Origin of the sequence: Pseudomonas sp. OG7, from assembly GCF_014192825.1 — a bacterium.
In the GTDB taxonomy this organism is placed as follows: Bacteria; Pseudomonadota; Gammaproteobacteria; order Pseudomonadales; family Pseudomonadaceae; genus Aquipseudomonas; species Aquipseudomonas monteilii.
Map to the genome: position 1 here is coordinate 251,200 of NZ_JACHYK010000005.1, position 21,018 is coordinate 272,217.

The window sequence follows — 21,018 nt, forward strand, 5'->3', positions numbered from 1 at the left end:
TATGAATCGGTTCCCTCCCTTCAAAGCGCTCGTGGCATTCGACGCCTCCATGAGACACAACAGCTTCAGTGAGGCGGCACGAGAGCTTCATGTCACCCCTGGCGCCATAGGGCAGCAGATTCAGAAGCTCGAGGCATGGTTGGGCACTGCATTGTTCGTGCGTTCAGTAAGGCAAATACAGCCAACAATTGCGGCTATCCGCTATTGGGAAGATATCCAGGCTTCGCTGATGCGAATTCAGAGGGCCAGTGATGAGTTGCGTATGGATCAGGCAAACGAGGTGTGGTTGTCCATGCCACCAACCCTAGCCGCAAAATGGTTCGCCTCACGAATGGGAGACTTTCTCAGCTTCAGACCGGATATCTCGTTGCACCTGAGTGCATCGACAACCTTGATAGACTTTGAGCGTGATCGAGTTGATCTTGCTATCCGCTATTTTGACGGCAATGACCCCAGCTTAGACTCGACACTGCTTTACGCTGACGAGGCTCGACTTTACTGCGCACCTGCTTATGCTCGGAAGCATTCACTGAACAACCCCGAGGATCTGGTGCGAGTTACACTCCTTCAAACCACCTTACTGCCTCATTGGCCTCAGTGGTTGGAAATGCACACTCGATTGTCTAAAGCCCAAATTTCTGCAATTCCAAGCCAGCACTTCGATCAATCCATATTGGCTATAGAGACTGCCCGTCACGGCCAAGGGGTAGTTTTGAGTAGCTCAATTCTTACCCAGCTAGAGGTTCAAGACGGTTCCCTCATAGAGCCTTTTGAGCTGACCCTACCAGTCAGTAAGGGTTATTTCCTGGTGCACCTGCGGGGCACACAGTTGCGTCCGGCAGCAGCCATCCTCAAACAGTGGTTGATCAAGCGGGCCGAAGAGGAGCGTCTGCTCGCGTGATCCCTGGTGGGCTCGCAAGCGTTGGCGGCGCTCTCGCCGTGGTGTATTAGCCTGGCATTCTTCATCGACTATCCCTGATCAAGTTGCTCAACCGCATAATGCCGTCGCTAGCTTATCTGGCGCAGGGGCGAGCGAAAGGCAAGGTTGTTGTCCAGATGAAGTGAGTGGAGCGGCCAGGTGCCCTCAGGGTGGCGTCAGCTCAAGTCGGAAGCGGATTGCACCCTTCCTTAGGACTCGGTGAAACACAAAGGGGAGCGAAAGCTCCCCTTTTTTGTGGCTGCAGTTTAGTCCCGGTGCGACTTGTTCAGCCGTTCTGCCTTGGTCGTTATTCGGCAGTCAAGAAGCACACGAACGCAGTAGCCATCGCGCCCACGAGCACGACCCCAAGCATCGTATACGGGGGCAGGGCGAGCAGGGTGCCGCAGGTGATGGCCAACGCGGCACACCCCATCTGCATGAAGCCCAGCAGCGCTGAAGCAGCACCGGCCTGCTTGCCGAATGGATGCAGCGCGATAGCGGTGCCGAGTGGGTTAAACAGACCCATACCCAAGAGGAAAATGCTCAGTGCGATACAGAAGAATTTGAAGTCGGTTGGGCCCCACAGCAGAACCAGGCTGCCGGCCAGGGCGACCACCAGGCCGATGCGTGCCGCTGTCATTTGCCCCCAGCGATTGGCCACGCGTGGTGCTATCAGGCCGGCGGTGAACACGAGCACGACTGTCATTGCGAAGAAAAGCCCGAACTGCAGCGACGACAACTTGAAGCCAGTGAGTAGGATCGCCGGTGCCATGGAAAAGAATGCGTAGAGCGCGCCTATCACCAAGCTAACAGACAGGCCTGGGGACATCAGCCTACGGTCGCGGATCAGCGCGGCATAGCTTCGAGAGACCGCCTCTACCGACAGCGGCGAGCGCCTGTCCGGTGAATGTGTCTCACCCAGGCGCATTCTGTAAATCAGCGCTAGTGCCAACGCCACCATCGCGATGATGATGAACAAAGCTCTCCACCCTATCGCGTCACTCAAAATGCCGCCGATCAATGGAGAGAATCCTGGAGCAGCTGCCATAGCGACCATGGTTAGGGATAAGGCTCGTGCCAGCTCTTCACCGTCATACAAGTCACGAGCAATGGCACGTGATAACACTGCTGTAGCGCACACGCCCAACGCCTGAATGCTCCGCCCTGCAATGAGTGCGGGTAGAGAATCTGCCAATGCGCACACGACACTTCCGAGCATGAAAATGGCCAAGCCGGACAGCACCAGGCGTTGCCGGCCAAAGCGATCCGATAGCGGGCCCACTACCAACTGTCCCAGTCCGAACACCAGGAAAAAGCTACTCAGCGTTCCACTCAGCTGGCTGATTGAGGCTCCCAGGTCGCGTGCCATTGAAGGGAATGCCGGCAGGATTATGTTCGTTGCCAGTGCCCCCATAGCTGCCAGTGCTGCGAGGAGCAGCACAGCACCTGTGTGCAGCGTCGTGATATTCGAAGCAGGGTTCGAGCTATCGGTTCGGATAGCAGCTACCTGCGGCATTTGGTCGTCGCTCATGCGCTGTTCATCTCTAGCAAATGAATTCTGTACCTCGTCTTGAAGGCGGCCTTGAAAAGCTTCAGGGCTGTCTAAGAGCGAGGTTTTCGTGCAGTTACGAATGCCGCGATTCCTGGCGGCGCGAGCAGCTCTGCTCGTTTCTTGACTGGAGCGGCTCGGGCCAAACAGGGGCTTGCTGAGGCGCTCATGCTGGATTATTGTATCTACAACATTTGTATATGCAACTGTTTGCTGAGGGGGAGCCGATGGGAGGATTCGACGAGAGTGTTCGCTGGCTTGCTGAGGAGGAGAGGGTTCGAGCTCGCCTCAGATCTCCTGGCGTGGCATCCGCCGAAGAGGTCGCCAGTCGTTCCGGTATGGAGATGTTCAACGCGATTTTCGATGGTGAGCTCCCACAACCACCGATGGGAGACACCCTCAGCTTCATACCGATACAGATGAGCCCAGGTGAGGCTATTTTTCAGGGCCGCCCGCAGGTGCGGCACTACAACCCCATGGGAACGGTTCATGGCGGCTGGTACGCAACGATCCTCGATTCAGCGGTTGGGTGTGCGATCCACACTACGCTGCCTGCCGGGAAGGCTTACACGACCCTGGAGCTCAAGGTGAATATGGTGCGGGCCCTGACTGCTGATGTCGCGGTGGTGCGTGCAGAAGGGAAGGTCATCCAGGCAGGGCGACAGGTCGCGATAGCGGAGGGCCGCATTATTGGCCCAGACTGCAAGCTTTATGCGCACGCTACTACCACGTGTTTGATATTCGATTATCGCGCCTGAGTTTCGGCGGGCTGAGTTCACCCGCTTTCACGTATGTAGTTAAAGGAAGAACCTCAACTGCTTGGAGCTTGGCTTTGAGCGGAGCGTTTTTCTGCACCTTTTTAACTGCCTCAAAGTTAACTGCTCTGAGGCGTTGGATATAGTTAGTTCTGATCGGAGTTTGAATATGAAGTACGTTGCATTTGGAAATACTGGGTTGCGGGTATCCCAGGTATCCCTTGGAACCGGTAATTTCGGCACGGGCTGGGGGCATGGAGCTGATCCAGAAGTCAGCAAGAGCCTCTTTAACGCTTATGCAGAGGCGGGCGGCAATTTCATTGATACTGCTGACATCTACCAGTTCGGCGAGTCTGAAGAGCTTGTGGGCGAGCTGCTGAAAGGTCGCCGCGAAGATTTTGTGTTGGCCACAAAGTACACAAACGGTGCTAACCCCAATGCCAACCGCCTCGTTACCGGCAATAGCCGGAAGGCGATGGTTGCGTCGGTCGAGGCAAGCCTCAAGCGCCTGGGGACGGATCGAATCGACATGTATTGGGTGCATCATCCGGACGGTGTGACACCTTTGGAAGAGATCCTGCGTGGCCTCGATGATCTCGCCCGAGCCGGCAAGATTCTGTACGCCGGGTTGTCGAATTTCTCTGCATGGCAGCTTTCGAGGGCTGTGACGATTGCTGAGCTGACCCGCTCCCTGCCGATTGCTGCGGTTCAGTTCGAGCACAGCCTGGTACGACGCGAGCCCGAGGCCGATATTTTCCCTGCATCTCAAGCCTTCAACCTCGGCATGGTGACGTGGTCGCCTCTGGGCGGAGGGTTGCTGACCGGGAAGTACCGCAAAGGCGAAGCGGGGCGTGCGGAAGCGCTTGGCGGGAAAGTGTTCCAGCCTGAAAACTCGGCTCAGAGAACTGAGGTGCTGGACACCGTTATCAAGATCGCCGAGGAGCTGGGCACCACCCCAGGCCAAGTTGCGCTCGCCTGGGCAGGTACTCACGGCTCTGTCCCAATCCTCGGGCCACGTTCGCTGCCTCACCTTGTGGATAACCTTGCCGCCCTGAACTTGCAAATGACACCGGAGCAGATTGATCGCTTGGATGTCGTGAGCAGTTTGAATCCAGCCGCTCCAGCAAGAACGCCAATCATCTGGGGTGGGAAGTAAGCTTTCAGGTGTTGCGAGGGGCTTGTCAGCCGTATGCTGCTTGTTGGCTAAGGCACTTTGGGATATGGTTGCATATACAACTGTTGTAGGTGCAAGTCTGTCTCATGGAAAACATCCGCAAGCCTCAAGGCTGTACCAACCTGAAGCTCAGGCAACTGACGCGAATGGTGACTCGGCATTACGATAGCTACGTCGCTGCGACCGGTTTGAAAAATACCCAGTACGCATTGTTGTCCTATGTCGTAAGGCTTGGCCCAATCCGTCCAGGTGATCTTGCTAAACGCATGCAAATGGACGCGTCGACGCTGACCCGCAACACCCAGCCATTAGTGGCGCATGGGTGGATTGAAATTCAGCCGGGAAGGGACGCCCGGAGTCGCGTTGTGGTAGCCACTGAGGCAGGCCGAGCTAAGCAGGCCGAGGGCCGGAGGGCTTGGAAGCAAGCTCAAGATGCCCTCAATGACAAACTCGGATTAGAGACCGTCGCTACCTTGCACGACATCTTGGACGCCGGCATTCAATGCCTGGATGACGGGATTGATAATGCGAGTGAGCAAAGTCTCTGAGTAATCATTAACGTTACATTTGGATTCGTATTATTGCCTTTATCACTTTAGATGTGAGGTATTGCTATGCGTATGCAATTTGTACGAGACACGCAGGCACCAGGGCGTTTCTTTCCGGAAGGCGCTCAGGTAGAAGTTCAGTATAAGGAAGGTGCTTACACACTAATGCCTGATTCGGCAGCCTATACCACTGAGTGTGAGCTCCCTGCGGAAAATCTTGTTCCGCTCTTGAAATTTGATGTTGTGTTGTTCAGTAACGAGGTCGGTATTCACGAGCAGGAAGTCTGGGGCGTGGACGAAAATACTGTGCGGGCGAGTATTTTAGAACGTGCCCCAGATTGCACCATTGTTCAGTTGGTAAGCATGCTGGATTAGTCGAGCCTTGGCAGATTTGGGAGTATGGCAAGGAGCGTGGCGATGATTGGTACAGCCCCATCACGTCGGTGGTTGACTACCGGCCAGACACCAACACCCATCTGATCTATTCGGCCTCGGTTAATTACCTGACTCGAGAAAAGCTGACACGGCCTGTACTCACTGAGGTTCGCTACGGAACCCAAGAGGTTCTCAGTGAGTTCCGCGTGCGTAGGGATAGCTCGAGTCTCGGGCATCGCATGTGAAAAGCGCGTGAAGATAAGGTCAGCAAAATGCTGACGCTCGTAGTTGAGGTTTTCAGCGACCGAGAGCCCAGTTCCTTCCGTCCCTATGCCTGCTGAGCGAGAACCCCTGACAATTGGGGATATGGTTCGCTATCTCGTACTTACGCCAGTCCAGCATTGCATCACCGTCGATCTCCTGTGGCTTTTTCTCGAGGAGCCAGCGCACGGTGTTGAGGTACTGGCCATGCGAAAACACCACGATCTCATTGGCCGAGTGTTCTGTGATTCGGTTAAGAAAATGCAGAGCCCTGGCCACGAGATCACGGAAGGACTCCGCTCCCTCACCGTCAGAAAAAGCAGGGTCTGATCTGTGCCAATAGGCATCGACCCAGCCCCGCCGCTGTGCGAGCGTCGTATCCACACAGCGTGCCGGCGCCAGGTAGGTGAATTCGTGAACCGGCCAAGTCTCGAAAGCTGCATTTGGATAGATGGCCGTGGTGGCCAGCGCGGTCGCTTGGGCGCGCAGGAACGGCGAGGCGACGATTAGGCCAGGAGCGCTCGCATGGGAATGAGCGACGATTTGGGCTTGCTCCAAGCCTTTTGCCGTCAAAGGAATGCTTGCGTGATCCCTGGTGGGCTCGCCAGCGTTGGCGGCGCTCTCACCATGGCGTATCAGCCTGACGTTCTTCATGGACTATCCTTCCCTGGCTCACGTTGCTTGGATTGCGCAATGCTGGCATGGCATCGAGTGGGATATCCATGGCGAAAGGGAGAGATCGTGAAAAGAGATCTGAGCCAGGTGCTCATGCCCGACCACCACCTGTACACCGAGGCTGTGGAAGCGCTGAAGGTTTACCATCAGGCCCAGGCTGATGGAGTCGTGGGGATTGAGCTGGAGCGTCTGCGGTTGATGGCTGAGCATCGTTTTCAAGCCGTCACTGATTATCAGCTTCGAGCCCTTGGCGGGCCGGCAGAGAAAGGCCATTGAACCTCTGGCTGACCACGGCCTGCCTATCAGCTATTCAAGGCTTTCTGTACGTCGTCGACCGCACCGATCCAGTGACGGCCATTGTCCCGAGGGCTGAATCCCAGCCTTTCGGCGAACGCTGATGCGTTGGCATTGGCAGACTCGATGGCCAAGTAGCGATAGCCGAATTGGGGAGCCAACTCCACCAGGCGCTGCACCAGCGCTCGACCATGCCCAACACGTTCCTTCATGAAGCCGATCCGAGCCAGGACGAGGCACTCCCTTGGCCAGTAGTCATTCGGTTTCACAAACATACGGATGTAGATGTCGAACTGCAGGCTCAGGGCCGACACGGTCGCGAAGGTTCGCCAGACCCGCTGCTGGACATACCTGGGCTTGTACGTGAACCTTTCCAGGATGAACTCTGCCACATGAGGCTTGAGCTCCTCACAGCGTTCTTCGGCAAAGGCGCGCCATTCTTCGTCACTGGCCTCAAGCGGGGGAGGGGTGGGCATCGTTTTGACCTCGGTCGCTGGCTGGAAAAACGAGTGTAGATACCTTTAGGAGCTGGCTGCAGCGACCATCGACAAGCGCCTGACTAGGTGACTCGCTCTGTACACTCAACCAGCGAGGCCGTGGTTCAAGGAGGAAGGTATGAAGCCCACTGACGCGATACGAGGCAAGGAAGGGGACATCCGGCGCCTAATCGAGGCCTATGGCTTCATTAAGCCCAAGCTCTTCGGCTCTGCCGCTCGAGGCGATGATCACGAAGGGAGTGATCTCGATCTGCTCGCCTTCATCCCTCCAGCAATGGTCGGCAGGATTTCCTTGTTCGACATCGCCGAGCTCGAAGACGAGCTTCAGGCTTTGGTGGGCGTCACGGTCGACTTCCATGTCCACAACAACATGCCTGAGCACCTCAGACAATCCATCGAGCTGGAGATGGTTACGCTCTAGCTGTGAACATGCTCGAGATGATCCTGGCGTCGAGCAGGGCGGGATGAGGCAGTTCTTCCCCATCGTTCGTCGTAGTCAGGGTCGTAGCATCAGTCGGGAAGTTTCTGACGTTCTTGGGCCATTTCCCATTGTCATAGGCGAGCTCGCAAAACAGCTCCCAGTCATAGGCAGGTGCGTCAGTGACAATCTCGAGCTCTTCATCGTAGGTTGCCAGGAACCGCAGGAGCGCCGCTCTGGCCTCAATGATTGGCATGGCGTACTCACCATCCCAGAGCTGTGGCAGTACGATCTCCTTCACGAAATCACTGCAGTCCTCTTCTCGCCACGCGTCGACCACTTCCACGTAGAATTCCTGTCCATCCTCGGCGACTAACGCCAGGGAGATGAGCTTGGCCTGCTGGCTGAGCTCGGTGAATTCGCAGTCCAGAAAGAGTTTCATGCAGTCTAATATCCTCTATGCCTAGCAAACGCCTATCCCTCGGTCAGGAGCGCCTGCTTTGGGAGATTGCCCTCGAACACTTTGGCTCTGAGCTACTGCTCCAGATCGTCGTGGAGCTGTGGGGCACTTTTGATACCTGGAGCACGCCACGGTTGATCATCCGTCCACGGCTAATCATCCCTTGTCAGTGCTTGCCACGTGTTTTTCTAGAGCATTTGCGGCTCGATCACCGGGCTGAGTGTCCACACGGTCACTCAAGGTTTGACAGAGATGGCGTAGCTGCGAAATCGTGACTCCTGTATTTGTGCTGATTCGCATGTGCGCCTGAAGCTGTGGCTCGACTCCCGCAAGCGCGGAAAGCATTCCCACTGTGGCCAGCTCACGCGTCTTCCAATCCAAGGTATCTCGTTCGAATATGTCACCAAACAGGTGAGTGCGGAGGTATTGGTTAGCTATCGGGGCAAAATCGAACAGGGCCCCCTCAACCGGTGAACCCGATAACTTCGTCTGGTTAGCGGTTCCAGCGGCCAGCAGTGCGTCACCTTGAGGTATTGGACGGATAGGTTCGCGACCTGGATCGTCAAAGATGCCGCGCTGTTTACGTGAGTCCAAGACTTGCATCAGCTCCGTCAGCGCGTTCAGAGATCGGGGGAAGCCGGCATAGGCGTAGAGTTGTACGAGCACCTCACGCAGTTCGCTGACCGTGAGTTTCAAATCCAACGCCTGATCCAGAGCAGTTTTCAAACGGGGCGCGTCACCAACAGCAGCAAGCGCGGCTACGACGACAACCGCTTGTTGTGCTTCGTTCAGCACCTTGGAATTGGATTTGGATGAAATGGGGGGGCTCATAACATTGCGCTTTCCGATTGGATCAGACAAGGCCATCTCCGTAGCGCCTAGTCCAATCATGAATGTGGCTGCTATTCCGGCATTGATCCACTTACTGAGCACGCGGCCCGCTGTATTGTTCATCGGTCACTTTCTCCATCCAATGGACATTATTACCTTCAGCTGTCGCTGTAACAGCCAGGTGCGTCATGCTCGTTGTGGGGGCAGCTCCATGCCAATGCTTAATGCCTGACGGGCACCACACGACATCCCCAGGACGAAGTTCCTGGATAAGGCCGCCCCATCGTTGAGTCAGGCCAAACCCCGAAGTGACCACCAGCCGCTGGCCGGCAGGATGGGTATGCCATGCGGAACGTGCCCCCGGCTCGAATGTCACGAAGCTACCCGAGGCGCTAATACCCGAGTTCGCAGGCCACACCGGATCAATTCTCACGGCACCGGTGAGGAATTGAGAGGGGCCAACCATAGAGGCCTGTTTACCCGCTCTGGTTATTTCCTGTTGGCGGGGTGAGGGGGTTTCAGCTGCTTCGCTCGATGCGAGTTGCAAAGCAGAGATGAATAGCGCAGCTGTAATGTGGTGAGCATTCACGTTGAATACCCTCATGGTCAGAGATCTTGGGAAACACGAGACCTCAGCTCAGCCTTTTTCCACCGAGCCACTCAGGAAGACAACGTCAGTCACTGGCTCCAGCCAATCTACGGCCTTGCCATCCATATATTCATTGATCGCGACATGCTGCATAGCCGTAGTATCGGTCGCGCCATGCCAGTGTCGGCGTCCGCAGTTGCACCAGATCAGATCGCCTACGCGGATCTCGGTCTTCGGGCCATCTTCACATTGCGTCCAGCCCACCCCCTCGGTAACCAGCAAGGCTTGGCCCAAAGGATGAGTGTGCCAGTGGGTACGAGCACCTGGCTCGAAGTTAACCACTGCAACGCCAACTCGAGCGGGGGCAGGCGCTGTGAAGACGCGGTCGATGCGTACTTGCCCCGTGAACCATTCAGCAGGCCCTTGGATCGCATTGGCCGAGCCTGCACGGTGGACTTGCATGGCCGCGCTGGAAAGGTTGTTGTCCGCCATATTGTTTCAGCCTCCCAAAAATGTGATTGAGACAACTGTAGCGACCGCGCTTTAATTCGAGTATTAGCAAAATCAAGAAATCGGTTTGAAGCTGAGCTTAACAATGAAATCAGGCAATCTGAGCGATCTGGTGGTCTTTGTGACCGTAGCCAGGGAGAGTAATTTCACCCGGGCAGCGGCACGATTGGGTGTGTCACCTTCAGCCGTTAGCCAGACAGTAAGGGGGCTCGAGGAACGTCTCGGTGTTCGCCTCCTCACCCGCACCACTAGGAGTGTTACGCGAACGGAGGCAGGGGAGAAACTGCTTCAAGATATCGCGCCGCTATTGGATCAGATCGATGGTCACCTGAATGGCCTGACCGAGTTCGGGCAATACCCCTCAGGGACGGTGCGGATCACAGCCGATGAGTTCGCCGCCCGCCATGTTCTATGGCCGAAACTACAGCTGGTGATCGAGTCCTACCCGGATGTCACGATTGAATTGATGACCGATTACGGCCTGACTGACATCGTTGCCGAGCGATTCGATGCGGGTGTACGTTTGGGCGGCATCATCGATGCAGATATGGTGGCTGTGCCCATTGGGCCTCCCATGCGGATGGTTACCGTAGCCTCACCCGCCTACTTGAAGCGGTATGGAGTACCCCGCCGCCCCGAGGAGTTGATGGCCCACAGGTGCATCAACCTGCGGTTGCCTACGCACGGCGGCCTTTATCCTTGGGAGTTCACACACGATGGCAGCGAGTTTCGCGTCCGGGTGCAAGGGCCCCTGATCATGAACAGTTCGTTGCAAATACTGGATGCCTGTCTGGCAGGGGTGGGTTTGGCCCAGGTGACCGATGTACACGCTCAGGAGCATATCGGCAGCGGTGCCCTCGAAGAGGTATTGGCTGAGTGGTCGGAGCTCTTCCCTGGTTATCACCTTTACTACCCCACGCGCCGGCAGCAAACCGCTGCTTTCAGGGTTGTTCTTGAAGCACTCCGAAGCGAGTAAGAGGTTGCGTGATGTCAGATGTCCAGCCGGCTTTCAGTGCTGGGAAAATTCGACTCGGATATCGTCACTGCCAAGCATCTGCATCAGGCCGTCGGAGTTTTCAATGTTTCCGATACGGGTGTAAGAGTAGGACGTTTTGAATGTCTTGTAGAAGACCACCAGGGTTTTTGATCCATACAGCATGACGTCCCCTGCCTTGATCGTTCCTGGAACGCTCGCATCCTTGGGGAGTGATACCGCGAGATCGACATACTTTTCGTTACTGTTGAGATCGGCCATTTCAAGCGTCAGGGGTATCAACGCGGAGAAGGCACGAGCTGCCTCAGTGTCAGCCAACCTGATTTTGTAATGCCGCTCGCCTACTGACATCTGCATGTAGGGTATCTCCTGTTGAGCTTTCGCTTCGCCAGATTTCGCCGTTTGGAAATCAGATGCACTGGCCGGAAATGTGTGAGCTAAAACAAGTGTCAGTAGTCCACTTACCCTACCAAGGTGCTGCAAAACAGGCCATCGATAGACAGCGGCCTTTTCGGTTATAGGACATAAAGCCCTGTGGGGTGTGTGCCTTCTCATTGCATCTCCTTGTATCCTGGGTTGGGCGACGTCTTATAGGCTGAGGATCAGGGTACGATGGGGAGGGAGGAAGCTGACCTTTCCGCACCTAAACGCAGTTCCGCAATATCGCGTTTTGGAGGCATGCCGAACTGGCGCCCGTACTCGCGGCTGAACTGCGATGGACTTTCGTAGCCAACCTTGAATGCGGCAGTCGCTGCATCGAGGTGTTCGTTGAGCATCAAGCGTTTTGCCTCGTTCAACCTCAACCATTTCTGGTACTGCAGTGGACTCATTGCGGTGAGCTGCCGGAAGTGCTGATGGAATGTGGAGAGGCCCATCTGTACTTTAGAGGCGAGCTCGTCCACCCGCAGAGGCTCGGCGTAGTTGAGCTTCATCCAGTCGATGGCCTTTGCGATTCGATGACCCTTGCTGCCAACGGAGGCGATATAGCGCAGGAGAGGGGCTTGGTCACTTAGCAGCAACCGATAATGTATCTCTCGCTGAATCAAGGGCCAGAGCACCGGGATCGCATCGGGCTCCTCCAACAGCTCAATCAGCCGGGTGAAGCTCTCCAATAGCTTCTGGCCCAGTCCACCAACTCCAGCGCTGGTGTAAAAGGACTGACCGCTCGCAGGAGGGCGACCATCTTGCGCGATCAATTCGGCCAGTGTGCGCAAATCGAGCTTGAACACCAAGCCAAGACAGGGGGCTTCCTCGCTGGCCACAGTCACCGCAGAGTTGGCGGGAATGTTTAGCGATGTGACCAGAAAACGAGTCGTGTCGTATGGGAATACGTCACCGCCGATAACCATTTCCTTTGCCCCTTGCGCAACCAAAACGATGCTTGGTTCGACAATGCACGTAATCGGTGGGGCTGGTGCGTTGCGTCGATAGACGCTTAGGCCTGCAATGCTTGTCGCGAAATCTCCAGCGGTGGGCGCGTGGGCACCGATGATCCTACACAGTGTGGCCCTTGGGTTCGTGCATGAAGGCGGCAGTGCGGTTGCGGGCATGGTGAGCGTTCCGATCAGCGTATAGCGAAACACTACTCGCGCGTCGCTTTAAGTGTCCATGCCCAGTCAGCTAGCTCTGGACAATTAGGCAAGAAAACTACCGGTTTGCTCTACTGGTGTGCTGGTGCACGCGGGGAACATGGGTGGCAGGTGAGAAGACCCTAGCGTCCGTGAGCGATGTCCTCTCACATCCCTTCCATTTCGAGCAGACAGGAAGATGTGCATGAAGTCTTTGTTCGTTACGTTTGCCTTGATGGCCAGTTCACTCACTGCGGGAGCCGCCAATATGTCCCATGGGGCCAACAATTTCTATCAGAGTGAGCAGGTTTCACTCGAGCGCGTCACCTTCAAGAACCAGTTCCAGATGACCACTGTCGGGAATCTGTATCTGCCAAAAAAACAGAGCGTGAATGCTAAGCATCCCGCAATCATCGTTGGACACCCGATGGGGGCGGTAAAGGAGCAAAGCTCGAACCTTTATGCCCAAAAGCTGGCAGAGCAGGGCTTCGTGACCCTGGCCATCGATCTGTCGTTCTGGGGTGAAAGTGGCGGGCGTCCGCGCAATCTGGTGTCGCCGGACATCTATGCCGAAGACTTCAGTGCGGCGGTCGACTATCTCGGTGCTCAAGGTTTCGTTGATCGGAACCGTATTGGCGTGCTGGGTATCTGTGGAAGCGGCAGCTTCGCCATCAGTGCTGCGAAAATTGATCCACGCATGAAAGCGATTGCCACGGTCAGCATGTACGACATGGGTGCCGCCAACCGCAATGGACTCAAGCATGGCGTCTCGGTCGAACAGCGCAAAAAGGCTATCGCCGAAGCAGTAGCCCAGCGTGATGTCGAGTTTGCCGGAGGCGAAACCAAGTACACCAGTGGCACGGTGGATCAGCTAACAGAGAGCTCTAATGCTATTGAGCGGGAGTTTTACGACTTTTACCGCACACCTCGTGGTGAGTTCACCCCCAAAGGAATGTCGCCGCTTCTGACGACGCACCCCACGCTGACCAGCAATGTCAGGTTCATGAACTTCTATCCGTTCAATGACATCGAGACGATCTCGCCTCGTCCGATGTTGTTTATCGCAGGAGAGGAGGCTCATTCCCGTGAGTTCAGTGAAGAGGCGTATCGCCTTGCCGGTGAACCCAAGGAACTGGTGATCGTCCCAGGTGCTGGCCATGTGGATCTGTACGACCGCGTCGAGCTGATCCCCTTCAGCAAGCTGACGACTTTCTTCCGCGAAAACCTCAAGTAACTGATGTCGTTTATCAGGCTCAGCTGACGCACGCTGGGCTTGGGCATCCGCGTCTTTTGAAATTGGTACAACGAGAACCACCATGAGCAGCCCGGCAATATCCCTTCAACACTCAAGTCGTCAGGTCTGGAGCGCTGTTCTGGCGATGTCACTCTGCGCATTCGCATTGGTGGCATCTGAATTCTTGCCGGTGAGTCTGCTCACGCCGATTGCATCCGAATTGTCATTGACTGAGGGGCAGGCCGGCCAGGCTATTTCCATCTCCGGCTTCCTTGCTGTCATCACAAGCTTGTTGCTCTCCAGCTTAACCCAGGGGATCGACCGCAAGCCTGTCCTGCTGGCCACAACGGCGCTCATGCTGGTTTCGGGTGGGATGGTGGCCTTTGCTCCGAACTATCTCACCTTGATGGTAGGGCGCGCCGTGCTTGGGATTGCCATTGGTGGTTATTGGTCGATGTCCACTGCAGTAATGATGCGCATCGCACCTGAAGCGCTCGTTCCGAAGGCCATTGCCGTTATGCAGGGCGGTACAGCGTTGGCCACGGCAATCGCAGCGCCAGTTGGAAGCTACCTAGGCGGCATGATTGGCTGGAGAGGGGCATTTTTTTGCGTCGTGCCATTGGCCGCATTGGCGTTGATCTGGCAAGCATTCACACTGCCGGCCATGCCGAGTGAGCGGACTCAAGTATCGGCCACCGGCTCCTTGCGTTTGCTGGGAGACAGCAAAGTAGCTCTCGGCATGGCTGCAGTAGCGTTTCTCTTCATGGGGCAGTTCACACTATTCACATATCTGCGACCCTTCCTGGAAACGGTCACGCATGTCGATGTGCCCACGCTCTCGCTCCTGCTCTTGATCATCGGTGTGGCAGGATTGGTGGGCACCATGTTGGTCGGCTCCTTCGTTAGCCGAAACCTGAATAGGATTTTGATAGGCATACCGTTGATCATGACTGCCACCGCATTTGCCGTGATCGCGGTTGGTAGCTGGGTGGTTCCGGTCGCCGCATTGTTGGGGCTGTGGGGGCTGGTTGCGACCTCTGCGCCTGTTGGGTGGTTCACTTGGTTGGCCAAAGCGCTGCCGCACAATGCAGAAGCCGGTGGTGGCTTGATGGTCGCGGTTATTCAGTTGGCGATCACTGCTGGTGCAACTGCAGGCGGGGTGCTGTACGACGGGATGGGTTATCAGGCTACCTTCATTGCCAGTAGCGCGTTCTTGTTCATCGCAACCACGCTGAGTGTTATCACAAATCGCAGGTGAAATACGGCACCGCAATTGTGGGGCAGCTATCCTTCCTTGGCTCACGTTGCTTGGTTTGCGCCATGCTGGCATGACAGCGAGTGGGCTAGCCATGGCGAAAGGAAGAGATCGTGAAAAGAGATCTGAGCCAGGTGCTCATGCCCGACCACCACCTGTACACCGAGGCTGTGGAAGCGCTGAAGGTTTACCATCAGGCCCAGGCTGATGGAGTCGTGGGGATTGAGCTGGAGCGTCTGCGGTTGATGGCTGAGCATCGTTTTCAAGCCGTCACTGATTATCAGCTTCGAGCCCTTGGCGGGCCGGCAGAGAAAGGCCATTGAACCTCTGGCTGACCACGGCCTGCCTATCAGCTATTCAAGGCTTTCTGTACGTCGTCGACCGCACCGATCCAGTGACGGCCATTGTCCCGAGGGCTGAATCCCAGCCTTTCGGCGAACGCTGATGCGTTGGCATTGGCAGACTCGATGGCCAAGTAGCGATAGCCGAATTGGGGAGCCAACTCCACCAGGCGCTGCACCAGCGCTCGACCATGCCCAACACGTTCCTTCATGAAGCCGATCCGAGCCAGGACGAGGCACTCCCTTGGCCAGTAGTCATTCGGTTTCACAAACATACGGATGTAGATGTCGAACTGCAGGCTCAGGGCCGAGACGGTCGCGAAGGTTCGCCACACCCGCTGCTGGACGTACCTGGGCTTGTACGTGAACCTTTCCAGGATGAACTCCGCCACATGAGGCTTGAGCTCCTCACAGCGCTCTTCGGCAAAGGCGCGCCATTCTTCGTCACTGGCCTCAATCGGAGGAAGTGTGGGCATTGTTTTGACCTCGGTCGCTGGCTGGAAAAACGAGTGTAGATGCCTTTTAGGAGCTAGCTGCAGCGATTATCGACAAGCGCCTGCCAAGGTGAATCCGTCTGTACACTCAACCAGCGAGGCCGTGGTTCAAGGAGAAAACTATGAAGCCCACTGACGCGATACGAGGCAAGGAATGGTACATCCGGCGCCTGATCGAGACCTATACAGCCCCCCCTGCCACAATGGCCGTACCCCGATGGGAGGTTGAGCGCGGCGCTAGCTGAAGCCGTCGCCTGGCACTCGGCAGTTATGGTGATAGTGCAGCTAAGCCTAGGTAGAGCCTGTGAGGCTGCCCAGTCGTGAGGGTAGCGCTGGGCACTGAGCGGGAAATCGAGCGCAGGATCGATGACTCCCCTCTGCCGCGAACGATCAATAAAAACACAAGAGATGCTTGACCAGGGAGAACGATCGTTCTACTCTGATTACATGGATAAGCCAATGACCGACACACGCGAAAAAATTCTGGCTACCGCCGAGAAGCTGATTTACGAAAATGGGATTCAGGCCACTGGCATGGATCTCCTGGTAAAAACCTCGGGCGTAGCACGTAAAAGTATCTATCGCTATTTTGCGACTAAAGACGATGTAGCTGCAGCGGCACTGAATGCACGCGATGTCCGCTGGATGCAGTGGTTCAGGAGTGAGTGCGAAAAGGCACCAACTCCACAAGAACGAATCCTAAGCATTTTTGATGTGCTCAGGAGTTGGTTTGAGTCTGATGGTTTTCGGGGCTGTGCTTTTATTAACACAGCCGGGGAGGTAGGTGACGCAGACAACCCAATCCGACAGATCGCAAAACTACATAAACAAAAGCTACTGGACTACACGCTGGAACTTACTAACGCTTTAGGCGTCAAGGATCCGATTGTTTTGGCCAAGCAGCTTTTTGTGCTCATAGAGGGCACGATAACCGTCGCTCGCGTGATGGGTGACCATACCGCTCTTGATAGTGCAAAAGAAATCGCTAACGTTTTGCTCAGAGAAGTACAGCGCACAAGCTCTTAACGTTCCAGAAACGCTGATTCCCACTGAACTATCCAAATGATTGGAGGTACCCTCATGTCCAGCCAACAAGCTCGTCCGCCACTTCCTCCTTTTACTCGCGAATCGGCGATTGAAAAAGTCCGACTCGCTGAGGATGGTTGGAATACCCGCGAACCCGAAAAAATCGCACTCGCCTACACGCTCGACACCAAATGGCGTAACCGCGCCGAATTTGCCACTAATCGCGAAGAGGCCCAAGGCTTCCTCACTCGCAAGTGGAAGAAAGAGCTGGACTACCGCCTGATCAAAGAGCTCTGGGCCTTCACCGACAACCGTATCGCTGTCCGATACGCCTACGAGTGGCACGACGATTCGGGCAACTGGTTCCGCTCCTATGGCAACGAAAACTGGGAGTTTGAAGCAGATGGCCTGATGCACCGCCGCTTCGCCTGCATCAACGATATGCCTATCAAGGAAAGCGAGCGCAAGTTCCACTGGCCACTGGGGCGCAGGCCAGATGATCACCCTGGTTTGAGTGAACTGGGCCTGTAAAAGCCACACTAGCTCCAAAATTGTAATAATCCGTTAGTGCGAGAGTGTTATTTCTGCCGCTAAGGATAGTTCCGGCTGTGCTCTTTCAGTCATGGCTTTCGGTGTTTGATTGTTGTTTCAACTAGGTCTAGCTGTGTTGGCCTGATATAACTAACTGAAAAATCTTTGTTTATCCACCTTATTTGGAGGCATCATCATGCCTAACGCACAAGTTCGCCCGCCACTTCCTCCTTTTACTCGCGAGTCGGCGATTGAAAAAGTCCGACTTGCTGAAGATGGCTGGAACACTCGCGAGCCTGAAAAAATTGCGCTCGCCTATACTCTTGATACCAAATGGCGTAACCGAGCAGAATTCGCAACCAATCGCGAAGAGGCTCAAGGCTTTCTCACTCGCAAGTGGAAGAAAGAGCTGGACTACCGCCTGATCAAAGAGCTCTGGGCCTTCACCGACAACCGTATCGCTGTCCGATACGCCTACGAGTGGCACGACGATTCGGGCAATTGGTTCCGCTCCTATGGCAACGAAAACTGGGAGTTTGAAGCAGATGGCCTGATGCACCGCCGCTTCGCCTGCATCAACGATATGCCTATCAAGGAAAGCGAGCGCAAGTTCCACTGGCCACTGGGTCGCCGTCCCGATGATCACCCAGGTCTGACTGAACTGGGACTCTGAGCCGTGCTAAACCTGATCCCATCAAGGGATCAGGTTCTTTTTTAGCAAAAGCTCATCATACCCATCGTTGCATTCCAGTCGCCCGCATGGCTGAGAGGCGAAAGCAGTCATTCACGATTGATCGCTTACGACCCATCGCTGCCGGTGGTAAACACGAACCCTGATAATGACGCGTAGTGTCATTAGGGTTGCCTTGTGTCCCGGCGACGGATGCAAACAATTCTTCCACCCTGTTACCCCCGTCGAGAGCCCTCTCATGAAAGTCCATTTCATCGTTCACGAATCGTTTGAAGCCCCTGGAGCGTATGAAGTCTGGGTGCAGGCGCGCGGCTACGATGCCAGCTATTCACGCGTCTACGTCAATGAGATGTTGCCAGAGAGTGCGGACGACATTGATCTGCTGGTCGTGCTGGGCGGGCCGCAGGATCCAGCCACAACCCTCGAGCAATGCCCTCATTTCAATGCGGTAGCTGAATGTCGCCTGATCGGCAAGGCCATCAATGCTGGCAAAGCGGTTGTGGGCGTCTGTCTTGGGGCCCAGCTCATTGGCGAAGCGCTGGGGGCGAAGTTTGGTCACAGCCCGGAAAAGGAAATCGGAAAGTACCCGATCAACCTTACGGCAGAAGGGAAAGCCAACAACAAGGTCGCACACTTTGGCGATGTCCTCGAAGTCGGCCATTGGCACAACGACATGCCAGGCCTTACTGTCCACGCCAAGATTCTCGCGGAGAGTGAAGGATGCCCCCGTCAGATCGTCGAGTACGGTAATTTGGTCTACGGATTCCAATGCCACATGGAGTTCACCCACGAAGTCATCGAGCGGCTGATCGCGGCTTCCGAACCTGAACTGCTTACGCTCACCGACCGTCGCTTCGTGCAGCAGCCAGCCGCGCTACGTGCCAACAACTGGGATGAGATGAACCAAAAACTGTTTACTTTCCTCGACAAGCTGATCGCCGAGTACCAGGCAACGTAAGACCCGACTTGCCCTGCGAACAGCTCGGCCCTGGAAACGAATCTGCCTTGCACGGCCTATGTTCGTGTTTGCAGGGTAGCCCGCCCCACATAGATAGCGTCTCGCCTGAGCGTGGCGCTGGCTGAGGCCGTCGCCAGGCACAGTGCTTCGGCTGTATGGTGATAGTGCAACTAAGCCGGGGTAGAGCCGTGTGAGGCCGCTTAGCTGCGAGGGTAGCGCTAGGCAGAATCAAATCTCCCCTCGGCGCCTTAAAGGCACCCACGCCCAGACCGCCCGTAAACGAAGCCTCAATCCCCCAGCTCCGAGCGGCGCTGCCAGCTTTTAGGCCTGGTATCCATAACCATGACCTCGAAGATGACCAGATTGTTTAAATTGGCGAGCACCCCTCTGCGAGTGATCACTCTCACTCTTCAAGGTCGCTGGATACTTCTTTAGCCAGGTCAATGAACACCTTCACCGCTGCGCTCAGAAAGGCATCTTTTCGTCGCATAAGGACGGCCCTTCGCTGCAAGCGCTCTGGCTCGAGTGTAATGGCCACCAGATCATCATGGGCCAACGCAATTTTGGCAGGCAATAACGTCGAGAGACTCGTCCGTCGAACGATTTCGATCACTGCGCCTAAAGCATTGGCCTCCATCTGAACCTTAGGGCGAATCCCATATTTGCGGCAGTAGCGGTCGATTTGCTCGCGAGTGGCAAACTCTGTGCTGAGCAAGACCAAAGACTCAGAACTCAGTCCGTGCGACGTAATGGAGCGTTCCTCGGCTAGGCGGTGTCTGCGGCTCACAACCAAAGCGAGTGTTTCGTTCAGTAAGGGGATGGCTTCGATGTCTGGTGCATGTATTTCATCGAATGCGATCCCTACGTCCAGCTCGCCCGCCAACAGCAACTCCTCGATACGCTCTTGGGAGATCTCTCTCAGGTTGACGGTGATTTTGGGATGCCTGGAATGAAATGCCTCGATCAGTGGCCCCACCAGATAGGTTGTGAACGTCGGCGTTACGGCAACACGTAATGAGCCACGGCTGAGGTCGCTGACATCATGTATAGCCCTTTTGGCTTCCTGCAATTCCTGATACGCACGTCGCGCATAGAGAAGATAGACATCCCCAGCGTCAGTCAAACGCGTCGTGCGGCCTGATCGGTCAAACAACTGAGCTCCTAGGCTCTCTTCCAACTGCCTTACTTGCTGAGACAGAGCTGGCTGAGAGACATGCAGCGCCGCCGCAGCCTTCGTGAAACTGAGATGTTCCGCAACCGCAAGAAAATACTGGATGTGTCTAGCGAGCATGAGTTAACCGATAAGATTATCTGATCTGAATCATAATAAATGAAACTTTTACCTTATGTCATGCGTTGCTTAATCTCTCTTTCACACCAGAGACATTGAGACAGCAACCATGAAAGCGATCATCGACGGTTTTCTGAAATTCCAGCAGAACGCCTTTCCTGAGCGGGTCAAACTGTTCAAGGACTTGGCCAACCAGCAGAGCCCAAAGGCGCTGTTCATCTCTTGCTCTGACAGCCGACTGGTGCCTGAACTGGTCACTCAGCGCGAGCCAGGCGATCTGTTCGTCATCCGCAACGCCGGCAACATCGTACCGTCGTATGGCCCGGAGCCTGGGGGGGTTTCGGCTTCGGTCGAATACGCGGTGGCCGGGCTCAAGGTCGCCGACATCGTGATCTGCGGCCACTCGGACTGCGGCGCGATGAACGCTATTGCAACCTGCAAGTGCTTGGATCACATGCCTGCCGTAGCCGGTTGGTTGCGCTACGCCGACTCGGCCAAGGTGGTCAACGAAGCCCGTCAGCACCCGGATATGCCCAGCAAAGTCGCTTCCATGGTGCGCGAAAACGTCATCGCGCAACTGGCCAACATCCAGACCCATCCATCCGTTCGCCTGGCTCTCGAAGAAGGCCGCGTCACCCTGCATGGTTGGATCTATGACATCGAAACCGGACGTATCGACGCCTTTGATGGCAGCACCGGGGCCTTCGTGTCGCTTGCAGAAAACCCTGAAGTCCACGCCGTTTCCCAACAAGCCAGGCACGTTGCCTGAAACCTGTACCT

28 protein-coding genes are annotated in these 21,018 nt (G+C 55.7%); 17 read left to right on the top strand and 11 right to left on the bottom strand.

Translation table 11 applies throughout. The features are described from left to right. The first annotated feature begins 1 nt into the window (after window position 1). On the top strand, window positions 2-901 hold the full coding sequence (locus FHW75_RS14390) for a LysR substrate-binding domain-containing protein (protein WP_017516869.1): 900 nt from the start codon (window positions 2-4) through the stop codon (window positions 899-901). 325 nt (window positions 902-1,226) lie between these two features. On the opposite strand, the gene FHW75_RS14395 is transcribed toward FHW75_RS14390, so the two are convergent. Next, window positions 1,227-2,450 (bottom strand): multidrug effflux MFS transporter, encoded by a 1,224-nt coding sequence (locus FHW75_RS14395; RefSeq protein WP_221212526.1) that lies wholly within the window; start codon window positions 2,448-2,450, stop codon window positions 1,227-1,229. Between the two features lie 218 nt (window positions 2,451-2,668). Here FHW75_RS14395 and FHW75_RS14400 point away from each other — a divergent pair, with 218 nt between their 5' ends. From FHW75_RS14400 to FHW75_RS14420, 5 genes are all read left to right on the top strand, one after another. Beyond that, complete coding sequence (locus FHW75_RS14400; RefSeq protein ID WP_260308778.1) at window positions 2,669-3,226, top strand: PaaI family thioesterase; 558 nt, start codon at window positions 2,669-2,671, stop codon at window positions 3,224-3,226. Between the two features lie 166 nt (window positions 3,227-3,392). Beyond that, on the top strand, window positions 3,393-4,379 hold the full coding sequence (locus tag FHW75_RS14405) for an aldo/keto reductase (protein ID WP_003256624.1): 987 nt from the start codon (window positions 3,393-3,395) through the stop codon (window positions 4,377-4,379). A 104-nt stretch (window positions 4,380-4,483) separates the two neighbouring features. After that, on the top strand, window positions 4,484-4,945 hold the full coding sequence (locus FHW75_RS14410) for a MarR family winged helix-turn-helix transcriptional regulator (RefSeq protein WP_183673930.1): 462 nt from the start codon (window positions 4,484-4,486) through the stop codon (window positions 4,943-4,945). Window positions 4,946-5,011: 66 nt separating this feature from the next. Further along, entirely contained in the window at window positions 5,012-5,320 is a 309-nt protein-coding gene (locus tag FHW75_RS14415) for a hypothetical protein (RefSeq protein WP_183673932.1), read from the top strand. Beyond that, entirely contained in the window at window positions 5,284-5,565 is a 282-nt protein-coding gene (locus FHW75_RS14420) for an aryl-sulfate sulfotransferase (protein WP_260308779.1), read from the top strand. The genes FHW75_RS14415 and FHW75_RS14420 overlap by 37 nt, the downstream gene beginning before the upstream one ends. Before the next feature lie 52 nt (window positions 5,566-5,617). Here the strand turns inward: FHW75_RS14420 and FHW75_RS14425 are convergent, their stop codons facing one another. Next, complete coding sequence (locus tag FHW75_RS14425) at window positions 5,618-6,235, bottom strand: histidine phosphatase family protein (protein ID WP_183673934.1); 618 nt, start codon at window positions 6,233-6,235, stop codon at window positions 5,618-5,620. A gap of 87 nt (window positions 6,236-6,322) precedes the next feature. Here FHW75_RS14425 and FHW75_RS14430 point away from each other — a divergent pair, with 87 nt between their 5' ends. Continuing rightward, window positions 6,323-6,532: a hypothetical protein gene (locus tag FHW75_RS14430; RefSeq protein ID WP_183673936.1), complete on the top strand. Its 210-nt coding sequence runs from the start codon at window positions 6,323-6,325 to the stop codon at window positions 6,530-6,532. Window positions 6,533-6,558: 26 nt separating this feature from the next. On the opposite strand, the gene FHW75_RS14435 is transcribed toward FHW75_RS14430, so the two are convergent. Beyond that, a complete protein-coding gene (locus FHW75_RS14435) occupies window positions 6,559-7,026 on the bottom strand; it encodes a GNAT family N-acetyltransferase (RefSeq protein WP_183673938.1) in 468 nt (155 codons plus the stop codon). A 139-nt stretch (window positions 7,027-7,165) separates the two neighbouring features. On the opposite strand from FHW75_RS14435, the gene FHW75_RS14440 reads away from it, so the two are divergent. Beyond that, the gene (locus FHW75_RS14440) at window positions 7,166-7,468 is read left to right on the top strand and encodes a nucleotidyltransferase family protein (RefSeq protein WP_183673940.1); all 303 of its coding nucleotides are present in this window, start codon (window positions 7,166-7,168) and stop codon (window positions 7,466-7,468) included. Here the strand turns inward: FHW75_RS14440 and FHW75_RS14445 are convergent. The 4 genes from FHW75_RS14445 to FHW75_RS14460 form a co-directional block, all read right to left on the bottom strand. Continuing rightward, on the bottom strand, window positions 7,458-7,907 hold the full coding sequence (locus FHW75_RS14445) for a 3'-5' exoribonuclease (RefSeq protein WP_183673942.1): 450 nt from the start codon (window positions 7,905-7,907) through the stop codon (window positions 7,458-7,460). The two genes, FHW75_RS14440 and FHW75_RS14445, sit on opposite strands and share 11 nt — an antisense overlap. A 174-nt stretch (window positions 7,908-8,081) precedes the next feature. Continuing rightward, window positions 8,082-8,879 carry a carboxymuconolactone decarboxylase family protein gene (locus tag FHW75_RS14450; RefSeq protein WP_183673944.1) on the bottom strand — a complete coding sequence of 266 codons (798 nt, stop codon included), beginning with the start codon at window positions 8,877-8,879 and terminating at the stop codon, window positions 8,082-8,084. Beyond that, on the bottom strand, window positions 8,848-9,360 hold the full coding sequence (locus tag FHW75_RS14455) for a cupin domain-containing protein (protein ID WP_183673946.1): 513 nt from the start codon (window positions 9,358-9,360) through the stop codon (window positions 8,848-8,850). The genes FHW75_RS14450 and FHW75_RS14455 overlap by 32 nt, the downstream gene beginning before the upstream one ends. 33 nt (window positions 9,361-9,393) lie before the next feature. Then, window positions 9,394-9,837, bottom strand: a complete 444-nt coding sequence (locus FHW75_RS14460) for a cupin domain-containing protein (protein ID WP_016501708.1) — start codon at window positions 9,835-9,837, stop codon at window positions 9,394-9,396. Window positions 9,838-9,940: 103 nt separating this feature from the next. Between FHW75_RS14460 and FHW75_RS14465 the strand changes: the two genes are divergently transcribed. Then, window positions 9,941-10,831, top strand: coding sequence for a LysR family transcriptional regulator (locus FHW75_RS14465; protein WP_183674054.1), 891 nt, complete (start codon window positions 9,941-9,943; stop codon window positions 10,829-10,831). 33 nt (window positions 10,832-10,864) lie between these two features. Here the strand turns inward: FHW75_RS14465 and FHW75_RS14470 are convergent, their stop codons facing one another. After that, window positions 10,865-11,206 (bottom strand): cyclophilin-like fold protein, encoded by a 342-nt coding sequence (locus tag FHW75_RS14470; protein ID WP_183673948.1) that lies wholly within the window; start codon window positions 11,204-11,206, stop codon window positions 10,865-10,867. A 245-nt stretch (window positions 11,207-11,451) separates the two neighbouring features. After that, on the bottom strand, window positions 11,452-12,399 hold the full coding sequence (locus FHW75_RS14475) for an AraC family transcriptional regulator (RefSeq protein WP_033694625.1): 948 nt from the start codon (window positions 12,397-12,399) through the stop codon (window positions 11,452-11,454). A 223-nt stretch (window positions 12,400-12,622) separates the two neighbouring features. Between FHW75_RS14475 and FHW75_RS14480 the strand changes: the two genes are divergently transcribed. The 3 genes from FHW75_RS14480 (at window position 12,623) to FHW75_RS14490 (ending at window position 15,229) form a co-directional block, all read left to right on the top strand. Further along, window positions 12,623-13,651 (top strand): alpha/beta hydrolase, encoded by a 1,029-nt coding sequence (locus FHW75_RS14480; RefSeq protein ID WP_183673950.1) that lies wholly within the window; start codon window positions 12,623-12,625, stop codon window positions 13,649-13,651. 82 nt (window positions 13,652-13,733) lie between these two features. After that, window positions 13,734-14,909, top strand: coding sequence for an MFS transporter (locus tag FHW75_RS14485; RefSeq protein WP_183673952.1), 1,176 nt, complete (start codon window positions 13,734-13,736; stop codon window positions 14,907-14,909). A gap of 110 nt (window positions 14,910-15,019) precedes the next feature. Then, window positions 15,020-15,229 carry a hypothetical protein gene (locus FHW75_RS14490; RefSeq protein ID WP_183673936.1) on the top strand — a complete coding sequence of 70 codons (210 nt, stop codon included), beginning with the start codon at window positions 15,020-15,022 and terminating at the stop codon, window positions 15,227-15,229. A 26-nt stretch (window positions 15,230-15,255) separates the two neighbouring features. Here FHW75_RS14490 and FHW75_RS14495 read toward each other — a convergent pair whose 3' ends face one another. Continuing rightward, window positions 15,256-15,723: a GNAT family N-acetyltransferase gene (locus FHW75_RS14495; protein ID WP_183673954.1), complete on the bottom strand. Its 468-nt coding sequence runs from the start codon at window positions 15,721-15,723 to the stop codon at window positions 15,256-15,258. A 465-nt stretch (window positions 15,724-16,188) separates the two neighbouring features. Here FHW75_RS14495 and FHW75_RS14500 point away from each other — a divergent pair, with 465 nt between their 5' ends. The 4 genes from FHW75_RS14500 to FHW75_RS14515 all read left to right on the top strand — a co-directional run bounded on the left by FHW75_RS14500 (window position 16,189) and on the right by FHW75_RS14515 (window position 18,947). Beyond that, a complete protein-coding gene (locus tag FHW75_RS14500; protein ID WP_183674056.1) occupies window positions 16,189-16,767 on the top strand; it encodes a TetR family transcriptional regulator in 579 nt (192 codons plus the stop codon). Between the two features lie 54 nt (window positions 16,768-16,821). Then, entirely contained in the window at window positions 16,822-17,298 is a 477-nt protein-coding gene (locus FHW75_RS14505; RefSeq protein WP_183673956.1) for a nuclear transport factor 2 family protein, read from the top strand. Between the two features lie 196 nt (window positions 17,299-17,494). Next, window positions 17,495-17,971, top strand: coding sequence for a nuclear transport factor 2 family protein (locus FHW75_RS14510; RefSeq protein WP_183673958.1), 477 nt, complete (start codon window positions 17,495-17,497; stop codon window positions 17,969-17,971). A gap of 256 nt (window positions 17,972-18,227) precedes the next feature. Next, window positions 18,228-18,947, top strand: a complete 720-nt coding sequence (locus FHW75_RS14515) for a type 1 glutamine amidotransferase (protein ID WP_183673960.1) — start codon at window positions 18,228-18,230, stop codon at window positions 18,945-18,947. Window positions 18,948-19,350: 403 nt separating this feature from the next. Here FHW75_RS14515 and cynR read toward each other — a convergent pair whose 3' ends face one another. Beyond that, on the bottom strand, window positions 19,351-20,238 hold the full coding sequence (gene cynR / locus FHW75_RS14520) for a transcriptional regulator CynR (protein WP_183673962.1): 888 nt from the start codon (window positions 20,236-20,238) through the stop codon (window positions 19,351-19,353). A gap of 109 nt (window positions 20,239-20,347) precedes the next feature. On the opposite strand from cynR, the gene FHW75_RS14525 reads away from it, so the two are divergent. Continuing rightward, window positions 20,348-21,007, top strand: coding sequence for a carbonic anhydrase (locus FHW75_RS14525; RefSeq protein ID WP_183673964.1), 660 nt, complete (start codon window positions 20,348-20,350; stop codon window positions 21,005-21,007). Window positions 21,008-21,018 lie beyond the last annotated feature (11 nt).

What these genes read in the sequence shown, in the direction of transcription:
- FHW75_RS14505 (WP_183673956.1), top strand. Translation starts at nt 16,822, where the DNA reads ATGTCCAGCCAACAAGCTCGTCCGCCACTTCCTCCTTTTACTCGCGAA.
- FHW75_RS14460 (WP_016501708.1), bottom strand. Translation starts at nt 9,837, where the DNA reads ATGGCGGACAACAACCTTTCCAGCGCGGCCATGCAAGTCCACCGTGCA.
- FHW75_RS14500 (WP_183674056.1), top strand. Translation starts at nt 16,189, where the DNA reads ATGGATAAGCCAATGACCGACACACGCGAAAAAATTCTGGCTACCGCC.
- FHW75_RS14510 (WP_183673958.1), top strand. Translation starts at nt 17,495, where the DNA reads ATGCCTAACGCACAAGTTCGCCCGCCACTTCCTCCTTTTACTCGCGAG.
- FHW75_RS14425 (WP_183673934.1), bottom strand. Translation starts at nt 6,235, where the DNA reads ATGAAGAACGTCAGGCTGATACGCCATGGTGAGAGCGCCGCCAACGCT.
- FHW75_RS14435 (WP_183673938.1), bottom strand. Translation starts at nt 7,026, where the DNA reads ATGCCCACCCCTCCCCCGCTTGAGGCCAGTGACGAAGAATGGCGCGCC.
- FHW75_RS14495 (WP_183673954.1), bottom strand. Translation starts at nt 15,723, where the DNA reads ATGCCCACACTTCCTCCGATTGAGGCCAGTGACGAAGAATGGCGCGCC.
- FHW75_RS14480 (WP_183673950.1), top strand. Translation starts at nt 12,623, where the DNA reads ATGAAGTCTTTGTTCGTTACGTTTGCCTTGATGGCCAGTTCACTCACT.
- FHW75_RS14415 (WP_183673932.1), top strand. Translation starts at nt 5,012, where the DNA reads ATGCGTATGCAATTTGTACGAGACACGCAGGCACCAGGGCGTTTCTTT.
- FHW75_RS14485 (WP_183673952.1), top strand. Translation starts at nt 13,734, where the DNA reads ATGAGCAGCCCGGCAATATCCCTTCAACACTCAAGTCGTCAGGTCTGG.
- FHW75_RS14515 (WP_183673960.1), top strand. Translation starts at nt 18,228, where the DNA reads ATGAAAGTCCATTTCATCGTTCACGAATCGTTTGAAGCCCCTGGAGCG.
- cynR (WP_183673962.1), bottom strand. Translation starts at nt 20,238, where the DNA reads ATGCTCGCTAGACACATCCAGTATTTTCTTGCGGTTGCGGAACATCTC.
- FHW75_RS14405 (WP_003256624.1), top strand. Translation starts at nt 3,393, where the DNA reads ATGAAGTACGTTGCATTTGGAAATACTGGGTTGCGGGTATCCCAGGTA.
- FHW75_RS14455 (WP_183673946.1), bottom strand. Translation starts at nt 9,360, where the DNA reads ATGAGGGTATTCAACGTGAATGCTCACCACATTACAGCTGCGCTATTC.
- FHW75_RS14465 (WP_183674054.1), top strand. Translation starts at nt 9,941, where the DNA reads ATGAAATCAGGCAATCTGAGCGATCTGGTGGTCTTTGTGACCGTAGCC.
- FHW75_RS14475 (WP_033694625.1), bottom strand. Translation starts at nt 12,399, where the DNA reads ATGCCCGCAACCGCACTGCCGCCTTCATGCACGAACCCAAGGGCCACA.
- FHW75_RS14400 (WP_260308778.1), top strand. Translation starts at nt 2,669, where the DNA reads ATGCAACTGTTTGCTGAGGGGGAGCCGATGGGAGGATTCGACGAGAGT.
- FHW75_RS14450 (WP_183673944.1), bottom strand. Translation starts at nt 8,879, where the DNA reads ATGAACAATACAGCGGGCCGCGTGCTCAGTAAGTGGATCAATGCCGGA.
- FHW75_RS14395 (WP_221212526.1), bottom strand. Translation starts at nt 2,450, where the DNA reads ATGAGCGACGACCAAATGCCGCAGGTAGCTGCTATCCGAACCGATAGC.
- FHW75_RS14390 (WP_017516869.1), top strand. Translation starts at nt 2, where the DNA reads ATGAATCGGTTCCCTCCCTTCAAAGCGCTCGTGGCATTCGACGCCTCC.
- FHW75_RS14445 (WP_183673942.1), bottom strand. Translation starts at nt 7,907, where the DNA reads ATGAAACTCTTTCTGGACTGCGAATTCACCGAGCTCAGCCAGCAGGCC.
- FHW75_RS14525 (WP_183673964.1), top strand. Translation starts at nt 20,348, where the DNA reads ATGAAAGCGATCATCGACGGTTTTCTGAAATTCCAGCAGAACGCCTTT.
- FHW75_RS14470 (WP_183673948.1), bottom strand. Translation starts at nt 11,206, where the DNA reads ATGCAGATGTCAGTAGGCGAGCGGCATTACAAAATCAGGTTGGCTGAC.
- FHW75_RS14440 (WP_183673940.1), top strand. Translation starts at nt 7,166, where the DNA reads ATGAAGCCCACTGACGCGATACGAGGCAAGGAAGGGGACATCCGGCGC.
- FHW75_RS14410 (WP_183673930.1), top strand. Translation starts at nt 4,484, where the DNA reads ATGGAAAACATCCGCAAGCCTCAAGGCTGTACCAACCTGAAGCTCAGG.